This is a genomic window from Providencia sp. PROV175 (assembly GCF_032707045.1).
Taxonomy (GTDB): domain Bacteria; phylum Pseudomonadota; class Gammaproteobacteria; order Enterobacterales; family Enterobacteriaceae; genus Providencia; species Providencia hangzhouensis.
This window is the reverse complement of the sequence record NZ_CP120533.1, coordinates 3,808,552-3,823,324: the sequence shown is the minus strand read 5'-3', so window position 1 is coordinate 3,823,324 and position 14,773 is coordinate 3,808,552. Positions and strand designations below refer to the sequence as shown.

Genomic DNA, 14,773 nt, shown 5'->3' with positions numbered 1-14,773 from the left:
GCACGCTTTCTATTGAGAGGCGTGCCTTTATTTTTAAGTGTTATTTATGATAAACATAAATTTTTAGTCATCAAAGCGTTTTGCTTTATAAGCTGGGTGTTTTAAGTTCTCAATAGAGAAAATATCATCCAGTTCAGCTTCAGTCAGTAAACCGCGTTCTAAAACAACTTCGCGGACGCTCTTACCGGTTTCAGCACAAATTTTACCCACGATGTCACCATTATGGTGGCCAATAAATGGGTTTAAGTAAGTGACGATACCGATGGAGTTAAATACAAACGCTTCACAGATTTCTTTGTTTACTGTAATGCCGCTAATGCATTTTTCTTGCAGATTACGACATGCGTTGCTCATTAAAGAGATGGATTCGAACATCGCTTGGCCAATCGCTGGTTCCATTACGTTTAATTGCAATTGACCCGCTTCAGCAGCCATTGTTACGCAGATATCGTTACCAATAACTTTGAAACAAGCTTGGTTAACAACTTCAGGAATTACAGGGTTAACTTTTGCTGGCATGATAGAAGAACCAGCTTGTAACTCAGGTAAATTGATTTCTTTCAGACCTGCACGAGGACCGGAAGATAACAGACGTAAGTCGTTACAAATTTTAGACAGTTTCATCGCCAGACGTTTTAAGCCCGCGTGAACTGTGATGTAAGCGCCGCAGTCAGAGGTTGCTTCGATTAAGTCTTCTGCAGGAACGCATGGTAAACCAGTCACTTCAGCTAATTTTTTAACGGCAAGCTCTGAGTAACCAGGTGCAGTATTCAAGCCTGTACCGATAGCAGTAGCGCCTAAGTTAACTTCGAGCAGTAATTCGATGCTGCGTTTTAAGTTTTTCTCTTCTTCTTTTAAGAGAGTAGCGAAAGCATGGAATTCTTGGCCGACGGTCATTGGAACAGCATCCTGCAACTGGGTACGGCCCATTTTCAGAATGTCTTTGTATTCTTCAGCTTTAGCTTCAAAGCCTTTTCTCAGGTATTCAACAGATTCAATTAACTTCAGTACTGAGTTATACACTGCGATACGGAACCCAGTAGGGTAAGCATCGTTAGTGGATTGACTTTTGTTCAGGTGATCATTTGGGTTGAGGAATTCATATTCCCCTTTTTTGTGACCCATCAGCTCTAAACCGATATTCGCCAGTACTTCATTGGTATTCATGTTCAGTGATGTGCCCGCACCACCTTGGAATACGTCAACAGGGAACTGATCCATGCATTTGCCTTCATTCAACACAACGTCACAGGCTTTGATTATAGTCTCTGCGATATTACGAGGAATAGTTTTCAGTTCTTTGTTGGCTAAAGCTGCCGCTTTTTTTACCATAACCATGCCGCGGATAAATTCTGGGACATCGTTAATAGTGCGGTCGCTGATATAAAAGTTTTCAATCGCACGCAGAGTATGAACACCATAATAGGCATCAGCTGGAACTTCTTTTTTACCTAACAGGTCTTCTTCGATACGAGTATTGTTTGACATGAGAACCTTCTTAATTAGATTACAGTTACTGTCCGTTTATGCGCTTTAAAAATCTATACTTCGTAAAACAAAATTCACAGGTGATTAATATTGCAAAGTAAAACTTTACAAGCAATTAACACCGTCTACTACGTTGTCAGCATTATGATCTACTGATTTATGGGTAGATGATATGCTTTTAATCATCTATTGCCTTGAACCTAGATCACTATATAGTTTGATTTATGCAACAGATTTCACGTTGTGTGACATTCATCACAGATAAGTATCATTAATGAAAAAAATCTGTGAGTTGAAAAGCGTTATCTCTGCCCCAATTATTATGGCTATACTAAAGAAAAAAGCGAATATTGATAGTTGTCTCTTAGATGCAGTTCACAAAGGTTTCCCTAGGGGCGTAAAATAATCGATAGCTTATTGAAATAAAGGAGAACTTGTGCGCTGGTTACCACTCATTCTGATATGTATTCTCGTTTACATTGAATCCGTGATTTTTGTGCGGGTTGCATCCGAAGTTGGTGTTTTAATGACGCTAATTTTGGTCGTTTTGACATCTTGTTTAGGTGTGTCACTCGTTAAAAATCAAGGCATGAAAAATGTACTACAAATCCAACAAAAGTTAGCATCGGGTGAAAGCCCAGCAGCTGAAATGATCAAGAGCGTTGCATTGGTTTTAGCGGGCTTCTTGTTGATTGTGCCGGGGTTCTTTACAGATTTTATTGGCTTACTATTGTTACTTCCGCCAATTCAAAAGCTTATTGTAATGCGCTTAATTCCTCATATTCGTTTTTACCAGCCGGGTTCAGGTTTTAACCAAACAGGAAATAGCGGCTTTCAACGTGGCGATACTTTTGAGGGGGAATTCCAACGTAAGCAAGATGATCCTTCTTTTACAATCGATAATTCAGATAAAACAGATTCATCAGATAAAGACGATCGCCCTAAACCATAAAACCACCCTCTTTATGGGGAGATAAAAATGAAAAATTTTTTATCTCCCCCCTTGAAGTCCCTCTTCTTCGCCCCAATCTGCTCAAACATGGTACTAGTTTATTTAAGACATGCTGGTATCGTCCTTTTACCTAGTATGGACTTTATTTATAGGAGAACTATTAATGAAAATTCGTCCATTGCATGACCGTGTTATCGTTAAGCGTAAAGAAGTTGAATCAAAATCTGCCGGCGGGATCGTTCTGACGGGTACTGCTGCAAGCAAATCAACTCGTGGTGAAGTTCTTGCTGTTGGCAACGGCCGCATCCTCGAAAATGGTGAAATCAAAGCACTGGATGTGAAAGTTGGCGATATCGTAATTTTTAACGATGGTTATGGCGTGAAAGCTGAAAAAATCGACAATGAAGAAGTTCTGATTATGTCCGAAAGTGACATTCTGGCAATTGTTGAAGCGTAATTTTCACTTAAAACTTCTCAACGAACGAAAAGAATTTGAAGGAAAGAGATAATGGCAGCTAAAGACGTTAAATTTGGTAGTGATGCACGTACGAAAATGCTTCGTGGTGTGAATGTTCTGGCAGACGCAGTAAAAGTTACTTTAGGTCCTAAAGGCCGTAACGTAGTTTTAGATAAATCTTTTGGTTCACCAGTTATCACCAAAGATGGTGTTTCAGTTGCACGTGAAATCGAATTAGAAGACAAATTCGAAAACATGGGCGCTCAAATGGTGAAAGAAGTTGCTTCTAAAGCTAACGACGCTGCAGGTGACGGTACAACAACTGCAACTGTACTGGCTCAAGCTATCATTACTGAAGGCTTAAAAGCGGTTGCTGCGGGTATGAACCCAATGGACCTGAAACGCGGTATCGATAAAGCAGTTGTTGCTGCAGTTGAAGAACTGAAAGCCTTGTCTGTTCCTTGTTCAGACACTAAATCAATCGCACAGGTTGGTACTATTTCTGCAAACTCCGACGAAACCGTGGGTAAATTAATTGCAGAAGCTATGGATAAAGTCGGTAAAGAAGGCGTTATCACGGTTGAAGAAGGTACTGGTCTGGAAGACGAGCTGGATGTGGTTGAAGGTATGCAATTTGACCGCGGTTACTTGTCTCCTTACTTCATCAATAAACCAGAAACAGGTGCTGTTGAGTTAGAAAACCCATTCATCCTGTTAGTTGACAAAAAAGTCTCTAACATCCGTGAATTACTGCCAGTATTAGAAGGCGTTGCTAAAGCAAGCAAACCACTGTTAATCATCGCTGAAGATGTTGAAGGTGAAGCACTGGCAACTCTGGTTGTTAACACCATGCGTGGTATTGTTAAAGTTGCAGCGGTTAAAGCACCGGGCTTCGGTGACCGTCGTAAAGCCATGCTGCAAGATATCGCAATTCTGACTAACGGTACTGTTATCTCTGAAGAGATCGGTATGGAGTTAGAAAAAGCGACATTAGAAGATTTAGGTCAAGCAAAACGTATTGTTATTAACAAAGACACTACCACTATCATTGATGGTGTGGGTGAAGAATCTGCGATTGCGGGCCGTGTTGCACAAATTCGTCAACAAATCGAAGAATCTTCTTCTGACTACGACCGTGAAAAACTGCAAGAGCGCGTTGCTAAATTAGCAGGCGGTGTTGCTGTTATTAAAGTGGGCGCAGCAACTGAAGTTGAAATGAAAGAGAAACGTGCTCGTGTTGACGATGCTCTGCATGCAACTCGCGCAGCGGTTGAAGAAGGTGTTGTTGCTGGTGGTGGTACTGCACTGGTTCGCGTTGCAGCGAAACTGGAAGCACTGACTGGTGAAAACGAAGAACAAAACGTAGGTATTCGTGTTGCTCTGCGTGCGATGGAAGCGCCAATGCGTCAAATCGTTACTAACGCAGGTGAAGAAGCCTCCGTTGTTGTTAACAACGTGAAAGCAGCAAAAGGTAACGAAGGTTACAACGCGGCGACTGATACTTACGGCGACATGATCGACATGGGTATCTTAGACCCAACTAAAGTAACGCGTTCTGCTTTGCAATTCGCAGCGTCTATCGCAGGTCTGATGATCACCACTGAAGCGATGATCACTGAACTGCCAAAATCAGACGCACCTGACTTAGGTGCTGCTGGTATGGGCGGCATGGGTGGAATGGGCGGTATGATGTAAGCCAGCTGGCGACATCAAGCTTAAGTAGTCACTAACTCAGTTAGGGCTACCCACCACAAAACCGGTATCGTTAGTGTTCCTAGCGGTGCCGGTTTTTTATTGGTTTTTAATAAATATATAACCATTAATTATTGATGAATGTAATACCTCGAAACGATGTACAATTAATGCGTTATACGATTTATTTTTGCCTCAATGTTGCTTCACAGGTTATATTTAACGTAAGGTAAATGGTTTGAATTAGTAAAGAATAGAGCAGGTTCTTGGTTAATTTGTGGTAAACTCTATTCGGCTGGTGATGTGCGGCAATTATGGCGCTGTATGTTAATCACCTCCTAGATATTTCAATTAATAGATTATTGAAACTAAAGCGATTTTCAAACCAGCTGCAAAAACACAATGAAAAAATGAGGGAAAACATGCGAATTAAAGTCTTGCTTGGTGCTGCTGCATTATTGCTTTTAGCAGGTTGTTCAACAACAACTAATTTGACTGCGGCAGGCTCACAAGTTCGTTTTGTTGAGAATCAACCAGGAAGTGATTGCCAACTTCTCGGTCAGGTTGCAGGGACTCAAAGCAACTGGTTGAGTGGTGTGAATAATGAATCTAGCTCAATGCGCAGCGCAGCAAATGATTTACGTAATAAAGCCGCGGCAATGGGCGGTAACGTGATTTTTGGTGCATCAAGTCCAAGTGAAACTGTGTTATCTAGCTTCATTCCATTAGATAGCAAAATGGTTGGCCAAGTTTATAAGTGCCCCTAAAATGAATTCATAGCGCCCAAATGATGATTTGGGCGTTTTGCTTTCTAGTTCTGCCTTAAATTAAGGTCAAGCAGTGTTTTACTTGGCTCTCCCCCAATTTCCCGAGCGAGCTTAGGTACAAGGTACCCTGAGACTTTACTCAATAATTGCTGTATTAATTGTCTAGCTTCAGTATCACTCACTAAAAAGTGAGCGGCACCTTGGACTTTATCTAATACATGTAAGTAATAAGGTAAAATACCTGCATCAAACAGAGCATTACTTAAATTCATCAGAGCTGTCACGTTGTCATTAACTTGGCGCAGCAATACGCTTTGGTTTAATAATGTCACACCTGATAACTTTAGTTTTTGCATAGCATTGGTGAATGACTCGTCGATTTCGTTAGCGTGGTTAACGTGTGTCACCATAATTACTTGTAACCTTGAGCTAGCAAGGCGTTGACAGAGAGTTTCAGTGATACGTTCTGGTATCACTACAGGCAAACGAGTATGAATTCTAAGGCGTTTTATATGTGGGATCGCCTCTAATTGGCTGATAAGCCAATCGAGTTCATGGTCTTTTGCCATCAATGGATCACCACCTGAGAAGATGATTTCATTGAGTTCGGTGTGGTTTTTTATATAATCCACAGCCATCAACCAGTTATTTTTATTTCCTTTGTTGTCTTCATAAGGAAAATGCCGGCGAAAACAGTAGCGACAGTTGACTGCACAGCCACCTTTTACCAGCAGTAATGCGCGGTTGTGGTATTTATGCAGTAAACTTGGAATTTCATTATCCTGCTCTTCTAGTGGGTCAGTAGAAAAACCTGGATGTATATCAAACTCTGCTTTTGCGGTTAATACCTGCAATAACAGAGGATCTAGTGGATCGCCTTTCTTCATACGTGAAATAAAGGGCATTGGAACGCGTAAAGGAAATAGTTTACGTGCCTCACTGCCTTCTTTTGATAAAAGGTGATTTTCTAGGTTAAGTATTTGCAGCAATTCATCTGGATTAGTGATTGCTTCTGCAAGTTGTTGTATCCAGACTTCTCTGGATGAGGTATTTTGAGTTACAATATCGACCATTTTTTGGCTATGCCATTTTTAGTTTATAAATTAGAGGATCACCATGGCTACTTATAGTACCAATGAATTCCGCTCAGGTCTTAAAATCATGTTAGATGGCGAGCCTTGTGTCGTTTTAGAAAGTGAATTCGTCAAACCGGGTAAAGGTCAAGCGTTCGCACGTGTGCGTATCCGTAAACTGATTTCTAACAAACTGTTGGAAAAAACATTTAAGTCTACTGACTCTGTTGAAGGTGCAGATGTCATGGATATGAACTTAACTTACCTGTACAACGACGGTGAGTTCTGGCATTTCATGAACAACGAAACTTTCGAACAGTTAGCAGCGGACGAAAAAACCGTTGGCGATAACGCGAAATGGTTAGTTGACCAAGCAGAATGTATTTTAACACTGTGGGACGGCCGTCCTATCGCGGTCACTCCACCTAACTTTGTTGAGTTAGAAATTACTGATACTGACCCTGGCCTGAAAGGTGATACCGCAGGTACAGGTGGTAAACCTGCAACACTGAGCACTGGCGCAGTGGTTAAGGTTCCTCTGTTTGTTCAGATCGGTGAAGTGATCCGTGTTGATACTCGTTCTGGCGAGTATGTTTCACGCGTAAAATAACGGTTGATCCTATACTGAATCGTTAAAAATAAAAAGCCGTGGTCGGAATGCCACGGCTTTTTTTGTCTATTTTTTAAGGCCTAACAGCACTTAAACCCACCTTTACCACCGTAACGTGCATCTTGGCGCTCTTTAAAAAACTCTTCATAGGTCATGGGAGTTTGGTCAGGGTGCGTTTTTTGCATATGAGCGACGTAGTTGTCGTAATCGGGGACGCCGACCATCATTTTTGCCGCTTGGCCTAGGTAGCGGGCTGCTTTTCCCAGTTCTCCAAACATAAATCCTCGTCATACTTTGTGTTGTAGCGGTGTTGGCTGCTCTCGGCTACCCAAGTCACATACTGTTATGTATGCTCCTAGTTTCTCCTTCATACTTCACGCTATTGCTGCGTTGGCTTCATTCGCTAACCCTAGTCACATACTGGAGTATGCTCCTAGGGATTATCTTCTTTGCCGCCTTGCTCCAACGTGAATTATTTTGGAGAAAGAGTATATGTCCTAAACAGTGACAAGCTTTTCCGCGAAAATCAATGATGGCGTGTATTTGCCACGATTTCTTCATAGTTGGCTGGCATGGCTTCGTATGGTACTTCATTCGCTGTTGGTTGGTCGGATTTTAATGCCTTCAACGCAGTGCGAATGGAGAATAGAGCTAGCAATACCACAACAATCATAAAGAAAATAGTTAATCCTGCATCTAAGCGGTTATTGAAAATTAACTGAGTTAATTGAGATTCCGTATATTGAACTGGAATATTACCGCTATCAATCATTGCTTGGAATTTATTTGCGACAGCTAAGAAACCAACACGGGCATCTTCACTGAACGTTTTCTCCCAGCCTGCAGTCATCGTACAGATTAACAACCATGCAGTTGGGACTAAAGCGACCCATGCATATCTTTGGCGCTTCATTTTAAACAGTACCACAGCACACAGCATTAATGCCATACCCGCTAACATTTGGTTCGCGATACCAAACAATGGCCATAAGGTGTTAATACCGCCAAGTGGGTCGACAACACCTTGGTGAAGAAAATAACCCCAAGCCAGCACACATAGCGCGGTTGCTATCAAGTTTGCGGGTAACGAATCGGTACGTTTCAAGGATGGAGAAACCACACCCAGTAAATCTTGCAGCATAAAGCGTGCCGCTCGAGTTCCTGCATCCACCGCGGTTAAAATGAACAACGCTTCAAATAGGATGGCAAAGTGATACCAGAAGGCGACATTCATTAGACCGCCAAGGGCACCGTGGAGAATATACGCCATCCCAACAGCCAGTGTTGGAGCACCTCCGGCACGTGAAATAATACTGGTTTCACCCACATCATTAGCAATGCTGTTAAGCTGTTCAGGGGTGATCTGGAAGCCCCAGCTACTGACGACTTGGGCAGCAGAAGCGACTACATCTTGTGTACCTGCGGGAGCTAACATTGCCATGGGGCTATTCATGGCGAAATAAACACCCGGGTCAATCACACAAGCGGCGACTAACGCCATGATAGCTACAAAAGATTCCATCAACATGCCACCATAGCCGATAAAGCAAGCTTGGTTTTCATTCGCCAACATTTTGGGTGTGGTACCCGATGATATCAGTGCGTGGAAGCCAGAAACGGCACCGCAAGCAATGGTAATAAATAAGAATGGAAACAAGTCACCTGCCCAAACCGGGCCTGTACCATCAATATATTTGGTCAGCGATGGCATTTGTAGATTTGGATTGAGGATTAAAATACCAATTGCCAAACCAATAATAGTACCGATTTTTAAGAAGGTTGATAGGTAGTCTCGTGGGGCAAGTAGCAGCCAAACAGGAAGTACAGCGGCAACAAAGCCATATCCCACTAGCATCCAAGTGAGTTGAACACCAGTATAGTCAAAATAAGGTGCCCAAGTTTCGCTTTCAGCGACCCAACCCCCAGAGATAATTGCAAATACGAGGAAAACTAACCCTATAATAGAGACTTCACCAATGCGTCCTGGCCGTATATAACGGGTATAAATACCCATAAAAATCGCCAATGGAATAGTAAAGGCAACGGTGTAAGTTCCCCATGGGCTATGCGTGAGGGCTTTTACGACAATCATAGCGAGTACGGCTAAGATAATCACCATAATCATAAAACAAGCAATTAAAGCCAGAACCCCTGCCGTATTACCCATTTCTTCTTTAACTAATTCACCCAGTGAACGGCCGTCTCGACGTGTTGAAACAAACAACACCATAAAGTCTTGTACGGCCCCTGCTAGCACAACCCCGGCAAGTAGCCAAAGCATGCCTGGTAAATACCCCATCTGTGCCGCAAGTACAGGGCCGACAAGTGGGCCAGCACCTGCGATAGCGGCAAAGTGGTGGCCAAATAATACTTTTTTATCTGTTGGTACGTAGTCTAAGCCATCGTTATGACGAATTGCTGGTGTCATACGAGTTGCATCAACTTGGAGTACTTTTTTAGCAATAAAAAGCCCATAATATCGGTATGCAATCAGATAAATACACACGGCTGCAACAACGATCCACAGGGCATTAATCTGTTCACCTCGATTTAAGGCGATGTAACCCAGTGAAAAAGCACCAAGTAATGCGAGCACAATCCATATTAATTGTTTACCCATAGCCATCCCCATCTGTTCAGTTGATTACTTTTTGTTATTTGTTTAAGTAAAACTGAGAAAGGTATAACCATACTTAAGTCAAAGAAAAAGTAGCTAAACCGATACACCCAATTGAAATTTGAGATAAATTTCATAATTGTAGCCAGTATCACTAATTTAGGATTATTTATTGGATTTTATTTGGTTTTGAACTAGTGGTTGTCTATTGAATTGGTTTTTTATCTTGATTTATTATTTATTTTGAAATTAATGACTGTTGATGTGTTTTTACCGATGAGGGGATGGGTAAAGGTAGGGCAAATAATCGGAAGTTAAAAAACCTCCGATTATTAATTGGTTAACTAGGTATGTCTTAATTTTTGAATTATTTTTTTGCCAAAAAGTGTAGTAATTAGGCCAAACATGATTAAAACAAGGCCAGCAACTTGTACGCCATTAATGTGCTCATCAAGAAATAATGCACTACTGCTTAAACCGAAGACGGGAACTAACAATGAAAAAGGAGCAACACGCCACGCTTCATAGCGACCAAGTAAGACACCCCAGATCCCATAGCCAACAAATGTTGATAAATAAGCTAAATAGATAATGACACCAAAGACCGACCAATTAAAACCAGATAGCCCTTCAATAATTGCTTCTTCACCTTCTAAAATCCATGAACTAATTAAAAACGGAATAATTGGGATCAGAGCACTCCAACTGACTAAAGATAGGGCGCTGCATTTCTCTGCGCCTTCCTGTTTCATAATAATTCTATTAGTGATATTACCACAAGCCCATGATAATCCAGCAATTAAAGTGAATGCTAATCCGAGTAATGGGATATCATCAAGCCCACCGACGGTGGCGCCATTGGCTAAAACCGTTAGCCCTGCAATCGCGATAAACATGCCAATAAAATGGGTTGGTTGTAATGATTCTTTTAAAATCATTGCGCCGAGCAATAAGGTAAAAAAGGCCTGAGATTGCAAGATAACAGAGGTAATCCCCGCTGGCATCCCCACTCTAATCGCGCAAAATAAGAAGGCAAATTGACCAAAGCTGATGGTGAGCCCATAGAGAAGCAATAATTTGAACGGAATTTTGGGGCGCTTGAAAATAAAAATAGCAGGAAAGGCTACAAACATGAAACGTAATGCGCCTAATAATAACGGCGGAAGTGCGGTAACGCCGAGTTTAATGATAACGAAGTTAACCCCCCAAATTACGACTACACAAAGGGCGAGTAAGATGTCTCTGAGACTCATGCTATTTTCTCGATGAACTTGCCAGATTAGACATCTACTTTACATGTGTATAATTTTGAGTGCGATGGTTATGATGCTTAATAATAAAAAACGGTATAAAAAGGTTAAGTTTTATGGTTGATTTGCGCTTATTTGTTATTTTTCGTTGCTTGAGTCTGGGTCTGTGAATATTTATAATGTATTCATACATCATACGTATTCAGGACGGCCTGAATCAACGTCATTTAAATATGGGGACGACCCCGAGTAATTAACGGGAGCAAGCAATCATGGCTTGGATCGTCCTTTTATTTGCAGGTTTATTAGAAGTGGTATGGGCTGTAGGGCTAAAATATAGCCATGGCTTAACCCGTTTAACGCCGAGTATTATTACCATTATCGCCATTATTGCGAGTATGGGGCTATTAGCCTACGCCATGCGTGATTTACCGGTCGGCACGGCTTATGCCATTTGGACGGGGATTGGGGCTGTGGGCACAGCAATTGTTGGGATTATTTTCCTTGGTGAGTCAGCAAATATGTTCCGCTTGTTAAGCCTTGCTTTGATTATTACCGGGTTAATTGGTTTAAAAGTATCAAGTTAATTTTCAAATTAATTATTATTTAATTAAAAATGAATAATAAGCGGGAGACAGAGAAAGTTACCCGCTTTATCTTCTTGATATTTTATTGGCATAAAGAAAACTATTCTTATGTTATTTTTCGTTATAACGCGATGGCCAAATTTCAGATGGTGCAACACCCAAAAACTCGGCAATAATACGCTCTCCTTTAGGCCAACGTCTTGACAAGGCGTTATTTAATGTTGATGAGTTTAACCCTGCTGAACGTGATATTTGTGAAAGAGAAGAACCTTTTTTCTTTATCGCTGCAATAATATCAGCTGAATGCCAATCTTGTTTCATTTTCATCTCCAATTATTGTTTATTTAATGATTAAGTTTAAATGTTTATTTCATATTAATATAAAGTTATCAGTCCTATATTTAATAGTCTAATTAAATAATACTTTGAATGTTTTTCATCCTATGATAAAGATACATCTCTCGATGTTAATTATTTTAAAACTTAAAGGGATTTATTATGGATGTTAAAAATATTATTTTGGAAAAAGCTTGTGCTGGCTTGAATGAGACATTTTCTAATTATTTTGACTGGAATGATATTGATCTTTCTTTTTCTAGAGTTGATGTTAGTAATAAGAAGGTTAACATTATTTCGAATAACTACGAATGGTTATTGGTCTATTGGGATGCAGATCTAGATAAACTAATGAGTGAGAGGCTATCATCAGGGATACAATATTGGAATAATTACTCTAAAGCTTATATGGAAACTTTATTGAGAACGAAAAAGAATGAGTTGAAGGTGGATTTTTGTACCAAATATGGAAGTGTATATGAAATAACTTCAATTAATTCAAAAAGAAAACTTTCAATTAAAGAGATGTTCGCAATATATAAGTGTCGTCCAACAATTGCTGATTATGCACATGGAATATGGAAATCAAATGATGATTATTTACCTTTAAGAGAGAATATAGAGTTATTGGTAGAAAATAATTTGGATAATAATGAAAAAGAAGCTGAAATTTTAGACGTGCATCAATACATGCGGTTTGGAAATATTCGTTTTACCCGAAAAGAGATTGTAACTATTAGGTTATTATTATCGCACTGTAAAGTAAAAGAAATTAGCTATATACAAGGTTGTTCAGAAGTTTGTGAACATAAGAGAATTCAAAGAATTAAAGAAAAACTTGATTGTCCACATGCTTCTTCTAGTGGTCTATTTATGGCATTAAAGGAAAATGGAATTACACTAGCCTGCTTAGAAACCTTAGTAAGCTATCCTTAAATTTAAATGTACATTGAAATAATTAAAATACTTTATCATTTTTAAATGGATGTAAATATCAAAATGAAATGGAAATTTAGATTTGGTGCAGTTGCTGGTAATGCTTTGGAATACTATGATATTGCAGTTTTTGCAGCTATATCTACTTATCTAAGTACCGAATTAACTAAACTAGGGTATTCTCAAGCAACGGAAATGGTATGGGGGATCTTTGCATTACGTTTTTTAATACGCCCTTTAGGCGGATATGTTATCGGTCGCTATGCTGATACGGTAGGAAAAAAGTCAGCCCTAGTATTAACAAGCTTGATAACCGGTACGGCAACATTAATGATGGCACTGTTACCCATTGAATTATTAGGGAACTATACGCCATTAGTGATATTAATTTTACAATTGGCTCTTTCTTTTAGCTTCGCAGGTGAATTTCCTTCTCTAATTACATATTTATTTAAGGATTTAGATGGAAATATTCGATCTAGAGTTTCGTCAATTATTGTTGGTAGTTCTTTGTGTGGAGTCATTGCATCATTAGCTATCGTTTTCATACTAAAGAATACGTTATCTGAAGATACTATGCAGTCAATTGGATGGAGAATTCCATTGTTAATTGGTTTGGTTAATATTTTTATTAGCTTTTGGTTTAGAGCTAAATTACCTAATTATAAAAATGAGTTAGATAAAAAAGCGATATTTAGTTGGTATCATGTATTTTGGGTGTTCTTATTTACCATTCCAGGTACTGTCACTTTTTACTCTCAAAGTTTGTCAACCTCACTAATTATTCAACAATTAAAGATAGATGAGATAAAAAATTATTATGAAATATTTTCATCCGGTTTATTGCTAGTTTTTATGATGATATGCGGTTGGCTAACAGACAAGTATAGTTCGGCTAAATCTGTTTTTGATATGGGCGTTAAAGGGATGGTGTTGTTTTCAGCGCCACTTTATTTTTTATTACAAATAGATAGTTTGCTTCTAGTCTTTTTTACTCAAGTTGTTATGTCCGCATACTCAGCGATGATATTGTGTAATTTATCAGCAGTGCTGATGGATAAATCTAATGGGCAGGCAACAATATTAGGAGTGGGTTATAACACTGCAGCTGCATCTATCGGTGGGATCACCCCTCTGATTGTTAGTTATTTAAGTCATTTTAACTTAGGCTATGTTGGGTTATTTATTGCGGGTTGTGGGCTTTCTTACTTTATTTCGACTTGGTTGCCAAAACCAAATCCTGTTTAGTGTCAGTCATGATTTAATCCCCCCCTTAGGGGGATTAAATCTTCATAAATGATAGGTCTACAGTAGGTAGAATGGCAGTAATAAAATATAAGATGTCTGCTCTATTAGCTATACAAATGTTTTGCGGATAAAAAGTAGCAATAAGAAGTACTAACAATGAAAAGTGTTACTTGATCAACTGGCTAAAACGTTGGTATAGGATTTCGCCCAGAGTCTGTTGATTATACTCGGTGCTATTAGCTAAATTATCAACAGCAGCATGCATGGAGTGGTAAATCATTGTCGCTATCAATTCTTGGGGTAATTCTGGCCACGCTTTGTTTTGTTCACCGAAAGCTAGAATAGCTTTAATTTGTTCAACTGCACGGGTTTCATGATCATTACTGCGGCCGTGGTATTCGTCATGAAATAGCATGTCGTGAATATTTTGTTTTTCAACATAGTATTTGACGCTATTTTCACACCACGATTTCAGCTTGGCAGTGGCACTTTTTTGTGAATCTAAAGCAGATTGAATGTAGCCTAAATACCAGTCCATGTAGCGTGTGCGTAAGGCTTCCATAATGTCATTTTTGGATTGGAAGTAGTGATAAAAAGTACCTTTTGCGACATCGGCAACGATGACAATTTCACTGACAGTTGTATTGACAAACCCTTTGGAAAGAAAGAGTTTTTCCGCTGCATTCATCAGGTCATCTAACCTTTCTTCCGCAGGTTTCGTTCTTGGCTTTTTAGGTGGTGTTGTCATTGAGTTTTTCTC

General features: G+C 39.7%; 15 protein-coding genes. 8 read left to right on the top strand and 7 right to left on the bottom strand.

What is annotated here, in order from left to right; translation table 11 throughout:
* Positions 1-63: 63 nt before the first annotated feature.
* Entirely contained in the window at positions 64-1,488 is a 1,425-nt protein-coding gene (aspA, locus tag P3L44_RS17430) for an aspartate ammonia-lyase (RefSeq protein WP_004258700.1), read from the bottom strand.
* A gap of 436 nt (positions 1,489-1,924) precedes the next feature.
* On the opposite strand from aspA, the gene P3L44_RS17425 reads away from it, so the two are divergent.
* The 4 genes from P3L44_RS17425 to P3L44_RS17410 all read left to right on the top strand — a co-directional run bounded on the left by P3L44_RS17425 (position 1,925) and on the right by P3L44_RS17410 (position 5,356).
* Complete coding sequence (locus tag P3L44_RS17425) at positions 1,925-2,440, top strand: FxsA family protein (protein WP_096864374.1); 516 nt, start codon at positions 1,925-1,927, stop codon at positions 2,438-2,440.
* Between the two features lie 163 nt (positions 2,441-2,603).
* The gene (locus tag P3L44_RS17420; protein WP_004908085.1) at positions 2,604-2,897 is read left to right on the top strand and encodes a co-chaperone GroES; all 294 of its coding nucleotides are present in this window, start codon (positions 2,604-2,606) and stop codon (positions 2,895-2,897) included.
* A 51-nt stretch (positions 2,898-2,948) separates the two neighbouring features.
* Positions 2,949-4,592: a chaperonin GroEL gene (gene groL, locus P3L44_RS17415; RefSeq protein WP_004258673.1), complete on the top strand. Its 1,644-nt coding sequence runs from the start codon at positions 2,949-2,951 to the stop codon at positions 4,590-4,592.
* A gap of 419 nt (positions 4,593-5,011) precedes the next feature.
* A complete protein-coding gene (locus tag P3L44_RS17410; RefSeq protein WP_004908089.1) occupies positions 5,012-5,356 on the top strand; it encodes a DUF4156 domain-containing protein in 345 nt (114 codons plus the stop codon).
* 44 nt (positions 5,357-5,400) lie between these two features.
* Here the strand turns inward: P3L44_RS17410 and epmB are convergent, their stop codons facing one another.
* The gene (epmB, locus tag P3L44_RS17405) at positions 5,401-6,429 is read right to left on the bottom strand and encodes an EF-P beta-lysylation protein EpmB (RefSeq protein ID WP_272661561.1); all 1,029 of its coding nucleotides are present in this window, start codon (positions 6,427-6,429) and stop codon (positions 5,401-5,403) included.
* Between the two features lie 43 nt (positions 6,430-6,472).
* Here epmB and efp point away from each other — a divergent pair, with 43 nt between their 5' ends.
* Entirely contained in the window at positions 6,473-7,039 is a 567-nt protein-coding gene (gene efp, locus P3L44_RS17400; RefSeq protein WP_004258667.1) for an elongation factor P, read from the top strand.
* A gap of 80 nt (positions 7,040-7,119) precedes the next feature.
* On the opposite strand, the gene P3L44_RS17395 is transcribed toward efp, so the two are convergent.
* The 3 genes from P3L44_RS17395 to P3L44_RS17385 all read right to left on the bottom strand — a co-directional run bounded on the left by P3L44_RS17395 (position 7,120) and on the right by P3L44_RS17385 (position 10,909).
* Positions 7,120-7,317 (bottom strand): YbdD/YjiX family protein, encoded by a 198-nt coding sequence (locus P3L44_RS17395; protein WP_004258665.1) that lies wholly within the window; start codon positions 7,315-7,317, stop codon positions 7,120-7,122.
* A 248-nt stretch (positions 7,318-7,565) separates the two neighbouring features.
* Positions 7,566-9,659: a pyruvate/proton symporter CstA gene (gene cstA, locus P3L44_RS17390; protein ID WP_094961461.1), complete on the bottom strand. Its 2,094-nt coding sequence runs from the start codon at positions 9,657-9,659 to the stop codon at positions 7,566-7,568.
* Positions 9,660-10,000: 341 nt separating this feature from the next.
* A complete protein-coding gene (locus P3L44_RS17385; RefSeq protein WP_272661562.1) occupies positions 10,001-10,909 on the bottom strand; it encodes an EamA family transporter in 909 nt (302 codons plus the stop codon).
* 269 nt (positions 10,910-11,178) lie between these two features.
* On the opposite strand from P3L44_RS17385, the gene sugE reads away from it, so the two are divergent.
* Entirely contained in the window at positions 11,179-11,493 is a 315-nt protein-coding gene (sugE, locus tag P3L44_RS17380; RefSeq protein WP_123382250.1) for a quaternary ammonium compound efflux SMR transporter SugE, read from the top strand.
* Positions 11,494-11,604: 111 nt separating this feature from the next.
* Here sugE and P3L44_RS17375 read toward each other — a convergent pair whose 3' ends face one another.
* Positions 11,605-11,814, bottom strand: a complete 210-nt coding sequence (locus tag P3L44_RS17375; RefSeq protein ID WP_004908101.1) for a helix-turn-helix domain-containing protein — start codon at positions 11,812-11,814, stop codon at positions 11,605-11,607.
* A 177-nt stretch (positions 11,815-11,991) separates the two neighbouring features.
* Here P3L44_RS17375 and P3L44_RS17370 point away from each other — a divergent pair, with 177 nt between their 5' ends.
* A complete protein-coding gene (locus P3L44_RS17370) occupies positions 11,992-12,765 on the top strand; it encodes a hypothetical protein (protein WP_210850348.1) in 774 nt (257 codons plus the stop codon).
* A gap of 63 nt (positions 12,766-12,828) precedes the next feature.
* On the top strand, positions 12,829-14,013 hold the full coding sequence (locus P3L44_RS17365) for an MFS transporter (protein ID WP_272661563.1): 1,185 nt from the start codon (positions 12,829-12,831) through the stop codon (positions 14,011-14,013).
* A 166-nt stretch (positions 14,014-14,179) separates the two neighbouring features.
* Here P3L44_RS17365 and P3L44_RS17360 read toward each other — a convergent pair whose 3' ends face one another.
* The gene (locus P3L44_RS17360; protein WP_272661564.1) at positions 14,180-14,761 is read right to left on the bottom strand and encodes a TetR/AcrR family transcriptional regulator; all 582 of its coding nucleotides are present in this window, start codon (positions 14,759-14,761) and stop codon (positions 14,180-14,182) included.
* Positions 14,762-14,773 lie beyond the last annotated feature (12 nt).